Source organism: Levilactobacillus muriae (genome assembly GCF_045862015.1).
In the GTDB taxonomy this organism is placed as follows: domain Bacteria; phylum Bacillota; class Bacilli; order Lactobacillales; family Lactobacillaceae; genus Levilactobacillus; species Levilactobacillus muriae.
Window position 1 is genome coordinate 1 of sequence record NZ_BAAFRU010000071.1, and the last position, 1,077, is coordinate 1,077.

Here is a 1,077-nt window from a genome sequence, read left to right on the forward strand (position 1 = left end):
GTTGAACGCTAATACTTCGCCTGAGAAGAGGTCAATGACTGGTTCTAAATAGACACGTTCACTTTGACTCATGCCACCGTATCGAAATTCACTGACATCCGTGACGAGTTTTTGATAAGGTCGGTCCGTTTTGAACCGTCGATTTAGCCGGTTAGGCGCAATTCCACCCACGGTTCCTTTGTATGAATTATATTTACGTTTTTGTCGATTATAGGCTAAACAAAGCCAATCATGCTCATGCATTAGACGCAAAACACGTTTGTGATTTACCGTGAAACCTTGTTCCTGTAAGGCTTTAGTTAGTCGCCGGTAACCATACTTCTTGGTGTACTTGGAATCTTCCTGCCGAATCTCATCGATTGCCTGAATGATTGGAGAATCATCTTGCTTTCCATGTTTTCGATGAGTTCGTGCGTAATAATACGTACTTCTTGGTACATTGACTATTTTGAGTAGAAGCTTAACCGGAACTTGAAAGATCTGCCTTAACTCGGTCACTATTTGCGAGATTTCTTGTCTGCTGACTTCTTCTGAGCTAAGGCATCGAGTTTTTTTAGGTATTCATTCTCTATCTTTAACATCAAATTTTCTTGTTTCAATTGCTTCAATTCATCGGCAGTATTGGATTGGTTGTTACTCTTCGCAGGCTTCGTTTGTTTATGTTTAGCCATAATTTTAGGCTTTCCTCGCTTTCGTTCAAGGCCAATGATCCCTTGCTCTTCAAAGCGTTTCTCCCATTGCCAGATGATACTTGGCGAAGATAGATTGAAGTGTAGAGCTGTTAGCGGAAGCGAGGCCTGATGTTGTTTTCTCCAGTTTAATACATCGACCTTGAACTGACTAGAATATTCTGACTTTCGGCTCTTTAACTTCAAACCGTCAATACCGTATTTCTGGAAGCGACTGACCCAAAGAAGAATGACACTTTCCTCGCTAATTCGGTACTTTCGAGCCAATGAGGTTGACCCATTACCGCTCAAATATTCGGTGACGACCTTAATTCTAAAATCCAAATCAAACTTAACCATAGTAAAACCCCCAAGGTTGGAATTTCTGTCCAACCTTGGGGGTTCACTT

General features: G+C 41.4%; 2 protein-coding genes. Both read right to left on the reverse strand.

Translation table 11 applies throughout. The features are described from left to right. Positions 1-498 (reverse strand): IS3 family transposase (locus ACKTSF_RS14545; protein WP_407890299.1); only part of this gene is annotated, 498 nt, incomplete at its 3' end. After that, positions 498-1,077: helix-turn-helix domain-containing protein (locus ACKTSF_RS14550; protein WP_407890301.1), on the reverse strand; the 580-nt coding region annotated here is incomplete at its 5' end. The genes ACKTSF_RS14545 and ACKTSF_RS14550, both read right to left, overlap by 1 nt.